This is a genomic window from Frankia sp. BMG5.23, assembly GCF_000685765.2.
In the GTDB taxonomy this organism is placed as follows: domain Bacteria; phylum Actinomycetota; class Actinomycetes; order Frankiales; family Frankiaceae; genus Frankia; species Frankia casuarinae.
This window is the reverse complement of record NZ_JDWE01000105.1, coordinates 1-6,064: the sequence shown is the minus strand read 5'-3', so window position 1 is coordinate 6,064 and position 6,064 is coordinate 1. Positions and strand designations below refer to the sequence as shown.

The 6,064-nt window shown below is 70.2% G+C and carries 4 protein-coding genes and 1 pseudogene; 3 read left to right on the top strand and 2 right to left on the bottom strand.

The window, feature by feature from the left end; translation table 11 throughout:
* The first annotated feature begins 121 nt into the window (after positions 1-121).
* Positions 122-1,336: an ISAs1 family transposase gene (locus BMG523DRAFT_RS21495; RefSeq protein WP_083494923.1), complete on the top strand. Its 1,215-nt coding sequence runs from the start codon at positions 122-124 to the stop codon at positions 1,334-1,336.
* Between the two features lie 84 nt (positions 1,337-1,420).
* On the opposite strand, the gene BMG523DRAFT_RS21490 is transcribed toward BMG523DRAFT_RS21495, so the two are convergent.
* Positions 1,421-3,070: an ISAzo13-like element ISFsp13 family transposase gene (locus BMG523DRAFT_RS21490; RefSeq protein WP_051624007.1), complete on the bottom strand. Its 1,650-nt coding sequence runs from the start codon at positions 3,068-3,070 to the stop codon at positions 1,421-1,423.
* Positions 3,071-3,382: 312 nt separating this feature from the next.
* Here BMG523DRAFT_RS21490 and BMG523DRAFT_RS25540 point away from each other — a divergent pair.
* Both BMG523DRAFT_RS25540 and BMG523DRAFT_RS21480 read left to right on the top strand, forming a co-directional pair.
* Positions 3,383-3,715: pseudogene (locus tag BMG523DRAFT_RS25540) on the top strand (transposase); the annotation flags it as partial.
* 164 nt (positions 3,716-3,879) lie between these two features.
* Entirely contained in the window at positions 3,880-5,319 is a 1,440-nt protein-coding gene (locus BMG523DRAFT_RS21480; protein ID WP_011435553.1) for an NF041680 family putative transposase, read from the top strand.
* Positions 5,320-5,463: 144 nt separating this feature from the next.
* On the opposite strand, the gene BMG523DRAFT_RS21475 is transcribed toward BMG523DRAFT_RS21480, so the two are convergent.
* On the bottom strand, positions 5,464-6,064 hold a 601-nt coding region (locus BMG523DRAFT_RS21475), incomplete at its 5' end, for a transposase (protein ID WP_043591938.1).

Below are 6,064 nucleotides of genomic sequence, written 5' to 3'. Positions count from 1 at the left end.
CAGAACGCGCCAGCCGGCGAACGCAAGACGATCAACTCCGCACCCCAGAGATCAACTCAAGCTGAGACCCGGCGAAAGCGTGCAGAACGCCCACTGACGTCTGCGTGGTCTGGAGTGCGGCGTGTCTGTGGGCGCATTGTCCCGTGCCGCGGCCGTGGTGGTGGGAGCCGGGGCCGTGTCGCGTGCGGGGATCTGGGAACGGTTGGCGGCGATACCGGATCATCGGTCCGCCCGAGGGCTGGTCTATCCGCTTCCGGTGCTGGCAGCGGTCTGGTTGTGCGCGGTGACCGCGGCCGGGCATGACCGGGTCGCGGCGGTGACCGAGTGGCTGGCGGCGACGAGCTGGACGGAACGAGTCCGGTTACGGCTGCCGTGGAATCCGTGGGACGGGCACCTGCTGCCGGACGAGGCCACGATCCGCCGGTTCCTCAACACCGTCGATGACCAGGCGCTCGCCACCGCGTTGCTTGATCCGCCGCTGGCCGACACCCCGGCTGACCTCACCGATGCGGTCCCGTCCGCCCCGGTTCGTCCGCCTGCCGGGGACCAGGCGGTGCCAGTGCGGGCGTATGCGGTGGACGGGAAGACCAGCCGAGGCGCGAAACGCGCGGACGGGAGCCAGGTCCACCTGCTCGGGGTCGCCGCCCACGGCGCCGGGGCGCTCCTCGGCCAGCGGGAGATCGACGCGAAAAGCAACGAGACCACCGAGTTCCGTGCGCTGCTGGCACCCCTGGAGCTGGCCGGGGCGTTCGTGTCGTTCGATGCCCTGCACACGGTGCGGTCCAACCTCGACTGGCTCGTCGTCCGGAAGAACGCCCACTACCTGGCGGTCGCGAAACACAACCAGCCGAAGCTACGGGCGTTCCTGGCCGCGTTGCCGTGGACGGAGATCCCGACCGCGGACCTCACCCGCGACCGGGGTCATGGCCGGGAGGAGACCCGCACCCTGAAGGTCGCCACCGTCACCCACCTCGACTTCCCACACGCGGCCCAGGCCATCCGGATCAGACGCTGGCGCCGGCAGAAAGGCCAGCCAGCCAGCCACGAGACGGTCTACGCGATCACTGATGCGACCGCGGACCAGGCCAGCCCCGCGCTGCTGGCCGATCTCGCCCGCGGCCAGTGGCACATCGAGGTCAAACAGCACTACGTCCGCGACGTGACCTTCGGGGAGGACTCCAGCACCAGCCGGACCGGCCGCGGTCCCGCCGTCCTCGCGCTGTTCCGGGCCACCGTCGCCGATACCCTGCGTCGCGCCGGTCATCGCAGCGTTCCCGCCTGCCGCCGCGCCCACAAGACCGCCACCGCCGCCCTCGACCTTCACGGCTTCCCCTGACAACCCGGACAGACCACCGCCACCGACGATCTACCGACAGAACCGATCAGAACGCGAGCGTGCCGGAGCCCTGGGACTTGCCGATTAATAAGGTCCGTTCTTGATGTTGTGGATCAGGGTGGTGAGGTCCTGGACGGTGGGCGCGGTGATCGGCGCGGGTTGGATCCGCCGGTCGAGGCCGTCCAGGACTGGGGTCATCTCGTGGATCGCGTCGCCGACGGCTCCGCGGGGTGAGCCCAGCAGACGGGTGAGGGCCTGCTGCTGGGTGGTCCACCGGTGGTGGATCACGGTGACCAGCAGCCGGTCGGACAGCGGCAGGGGCCCGCGTCGCAGGACCCGGTGACGGGCGCGCTTGGGGTGCAGGCTGATGGGCGGGTGGTCGAGGATGTACTGCTCGACGGAGGCGAGCAGGGTGGCGTACTCGCCGCCGTTCATCCCGGTGATCGTCGGATGGTGTAGCCAGTCCGGGGCCCGGTCGTCGGGCTGGCCGGTCTCGACGTACCGGGACGCCGGCGTCGAGACGGCGCGGGGTGGCGCCGGGGCGAGGGTGTAGTTCCACGGGCCGTGCCAGTCGTGGGCGGTCAGTGGTAGGGCGTCCATGACCTCGTCGGGCACGGTCAGCCCGGTCGGGTAGGAGCCGGGGTCGAGTTCGGCGTGGACGCTCAGCCCGGTGCGAGTCGTCGTCGCGCCGATCGTGTTGACCACGACCTCGTGGCTGGTCAACGGCCGGCCACGCCAGTTCGTACTGATCCGGGAGAACAACCGGTGCTCGATCTTGTTCCATTTCGACGTGCCCGGCGGGAAGTGGCACACGGTGATCTGCAGGCCGGTCGTGCGGGCGAGGTCGGCGAGTTCCTTCTTCCAGGCACGTACCCGGTAGCCGTTGGCCCCGCCGACGTCCGCGGTGATCAGCAGCCGGGTCGCGGTCGGGTAGCGGTGACGGCCTTCCCCGTCCCACCAGCGACGCAGGGTCGCGACCGCGAACGCGGCGGTGTCCCCGTCGCAGCCGACCGACACCCAGCCGGTGTCGGCGGCCAGATCGTAGACCCCGTAGGGCACTGCCTTCTGCGCGCCCTTCTCGGGAAAGTCATGGGCGCGGACCCGCACCGGCTGCCCCTTACGGTGCCACTCCCGTCCGGCGACGGCGTAGTCACCGAGGACTTCCTTTTTCTTCGTGTCCACACTGACGACCGGCTGCCCGCCCGCGGTGAACTCCTTGACCCGTTCGTTGATATAGCGAAACTGGTCGTCCCGGTCAGGGTGACGTGCGCCCTCGGTCGTGCGTGAGGTGCCCTGCAGGCTGAACCCCTCCGCCCGCAGCAGCCCACCGACCGTATCCGCGCCGACCGGATGCCCACGTGCGGTGAGCTGCTCGGCGAGCCGGCGGGTGGACTTCACCGTCCACCGCAACGGCGACTCCGGAGCCCCCCGCTGGTCGGGCTCGACCAGCGCCAGCAGCGCCGCCACCAGCTCCGGATCCTTCTCCCGCAACGCCTTACGACCCCCACCCGGCGCGCGCACCCGGCCCGTCGAGGCTGCGCCCGCCCCCAGCTCGGCGACACCACGCGAGACCGTGTCCACCGATACCCCGGCCGCCCGGGCCACCAGACGGATCCCGCCATGCCCGAACGCCCGCGCGTCCGCACCCAGCACCAGCCGGCGCTGCCGCTCATCCAGATGCGGCAACAGCACCGCGAACTTCTCCGCGAGCACCACCTCGTTGATCCGCTCCACACGCCGGAGCGTCCCACGATCTCCCGCGTAGATCAAAGACCGGAGTTATTTTCCGGCGACTCCCAGGGGGTGGGGGTGGCCTGCCAGGGCTGTCGGGGGGAGGCCGTGAAAGTCGAGTGCGGACGCGCTCGCCTACGCCCGCCAGCTCGCCGACGCGACCGACCGGTTCCCCGACACCCGCTGGGCACAGGCCCGGCCGCCGGGACGCGGGCCTGGCCTGCCCTGGCAACCAGGCCAGACGACGCATGGCGGTGCACCTGTCCGAACGCCGCCTGCGTCCTGTCGCCGACGCGACAGCCGGGTGACCCGCTATTCGATCACCGCCGCTGCCGGCACCTGTTCACCGACGCGGGCTTTTCCGGCACCCTCGTCGGGTGGGCGAAAGACGTCCTCGCCACCACGGTCGAGGTCGTGAAGAAGAAACCCGGCCAGAAGACCTTCGAGGCACTCCCGCGACGGTGGGTCGTCGAGCGCACGTTCGCCTGGACGACCGCCCACCGTCGACTCGCGCGCGACTACGAACGCCGCACCGCGCATTCGGAGTCCTTCTTCCGCTGGGCACTGATCCGCACGATGGCCCGCCGCATCGTACGAGGGACACCCGTACCCCGCTGGCGACCTGGATCCACCCCCGACCCCCAATAGATCAAGATTCCAAACAGGCTCTGAGCTTGTCGTTTAACCGCCGGGTGTCACGCTGCGCGATACCTGCTGGTGTTGTGGGGCGGGTCGGCGTGTCCTCGTGACATGGGACGACCTTCGGAAGATCGTGCTCTCGCCAAAGAAGCCGGATCAAGCCGAAGGTCGTGATGGGCAGTGTGCAGGACGAACCAGGACGCGTCGAGGCTCTGGGACGGCTGTGTCGCTTCCGGCTGGAGTTCTACGACTGCCTGACCCGCCGAGCGGACGCGCTGTTCGAAACGGCGGAGGCGGTGCTGTGCACCGACGGCCCGGTCCGGACGCTGGTCGACCTGACACTGGCCCCGGAGCACCGTCGCGGCCATGGAGCCTTGTACGACGGGCTGAACAGCGGCCGATTAGAGATCGCCCGGCTGCGACGTGCGCTCGCGGACCTTCCGCTGCCCGCGGCCGCTGACGGACGACTCGTGCTGGCCGTCGATGTCAGCCCATGGCTGCGCTCGGACGCCTCGACCAGCGCGGAGCGGCTGTTCTGCCATGTTCATGGTCGCGCGAAGAACCAGTCCCAGCTGATTCCTGGCTGGCCGTACTCGTTCGTCGCGGCCCTCGAGTCCGGCCGGACGTCGTGGACCGCGCTCTTGGACGCAGTTCGCCTCGGCCCCACCGACGACGCCACAGCGGTGACCGCCGACCAGCTCCGGGCGGTCGTGGGCCGGCTGATCGCCGCCGGGCACTGGCACGACGGAGACCCGAACATCCTGATCGTGATGGACGCCGGGTACGACGTGACCCGGCTGGCGTTCGTCCTGGCCGACCTGCCTGTCGAGGTGCTCGGCCGGATCCGTTCCGACCGTGTCCTGCGCCTGGCCAAACCACCGAGACAGCCGGGTACCAACGGCCGTCCGCCCAAGCACGGCCCCGAGTTCGCCCTCGACAGGCCCGCGACTTGGCCCGAACTGCAGCACACCACGACCACCAACACCAGCCGCTACGGCACCGCCACCGCGACCAGCTGGAACCGGCTACACCCCCGGCTCACCCACCGCACCTGCTGGCTCGACCACCCCGGAGACCTACCGATCATCGAAGGGACCCTCATCCGCCTGCAGGTCGACCACCTCCCCGGCGACCGCGACCCCAGGCCCGTCTGGCTGTGGTCCTCCGCGGTTGACGCCACCGCCACCGACATCGACCGCGCCTGGCAGGCGTTCCTGCGCAGGTTCGACCTGGAACACACCTTCCGACTGTTCAAACAGACCCTCGGCTGGACCCGCCCGAAGATCCGAACCCCGCAGGCCGCGGACCGCTGGACCTGGCTGATCATCACCGTCCACACCCAGCTCCGCCTCGCCCGACCCCTGGCCCGCGACCTACGCCGCCCCTGGGAGAAACCCGCCCCACCAGGACGACTCACGCCCGCCCGAGTCCGACGAGGATTCCGGAACATCCGCGCGATCATGCCCCTCCCCGCCAGCGCACCGAAACCCACCAAGGCTGGCCCCGGCCGCCCTCCCGGCTCACGCAACCGCAGACCCGCACCCCACCACGACGTCGGAAAAACCATCCGACGGGACCTCACCATGACCGCCCACCAACACCGCACAGGTTAAAAATCAAGCTGAGACGAGCGGGCCGCTGGAGGAGTCGATCTGCCGAAAAGGATTTTCACCATCTACCGAGGTAAGTATTCGGAAGTCGTGTGAGGGCATGGTTGTGGGCGGCGTGACTGTGGGTCACGCCGCGCCGGGTGGTGGTCAGCCGGGTGGCTGTTTCCACGTGGCGAGGTCGTCGGGGCTGGCCAGCCAGGGCAGGAACCGGTCGAGGTCGGTTCCCTGTGGGGGTTTGCCGCCGGCTCGGCCGCAGGCGTCGAGGTAGGCGGTCAGGTAGGTCAGCGTGTTCAGTCCGTGCTTCTCGGCGGTGCCCAGGACGGTCCAGACGGCGGCGGCGAGGGCCGCGGCGTCGTCGGTGCGGGAGCCGTAGGCGTTCTTGCGGGTCACGACCGGGCGGCGCGGGGCGCGCTCCGCGGCGTTGTTGTCAAGATCTACCATGGGGTAGTCGCGGTGCGCGACGACCCCGTCCCACTCGCGTTCGAGGGTGGCGAGGGCGTCCTTCGCTGCGGGCTGTAGCCCTGGGGAGGCCTGCTGCTCGCGGCGGGCGGTGTCGATCGCCTCGATCGCGCCGTCCCAGGCGGTGTAGGCCTCGGCCAGCCGGGTGTCGGCGTCGGGGCCGGGGGTGTCGCGCGCTCGCGCCCACGCCGTGGCCAGTTCCCGGTGGGCTGTGTAGAGCGCGCGGAACCGGTCGAGCCAGGCCTTCTCCCAGTACTCCAGCTGGACCGGGTTCGACAGCCTCGCCCGC

Excerpts from the sequence above, each read along its gene's own strand:
- BMG523DRAFT_RS21480 (WP_011435553.1), top strand. The coding sequence starts at position 3,880 with ATGGGCAGTGTGCAGGACGAACCAGGACGCGTCGAGGCTCTGGGACGG.